This window comes from Tritonibacter sp. SIMBA_163 (assembly GCF_046535935.1).
Lineage (GTDB): Bacteria > Pseudomonadota > Alphaproteobacteria > Rhodobacterales > Rhodobacteraceae > Epibacterium > Epibacterium scottomollicae.
The window spans coordinates 1-265 of sequence record NZ_JAWJBP010000591.1; the positions used below are offsets into that span (position 1 = coordinate 1).

Sequence of the window (265 nt, forward strand, 5' to 3'; positions counted from 1 at the left end):
GTCACTACGGCCAAAGCACAGCCATCCTGTGCGCGGCTTTCGATTTGACGATAAAGCTCCGCCAATGCCTGTTGGTCTTGGCCTGCGGTCGGTTCATCGAGCAGCAGGACTTGGCGCCCGTCAGCGAGCATCGCCCCGATCGCGACGCGGCGTTTCTGGCCATGGCTCACGGAAAATGGATGGGCATGAGCGATTGTTTTCAAGTCCAGCGCTTTCATTAAATAGTGCAAGGAGTCGGGTGAGGAATTTCCGGAATAAGCCAACT

The 265-nt window shown here is 56.2% G+C and carries 1 protein-coding gene; it reads right to left on the reverse strand.

What is annotated here, in order from left to right; translation table 11 throughout:
• A partial coding sequence (locus R0J92_RS23670; RefSeq protein ID WP_411053473.1) for an ATP-binding cassette domain-containing protein occupies positions 1-218 on the reverse strand: 218 nt, incomplete at its 3' end.
• Positions 219-265: the final 47 nt, after the last annotated feature.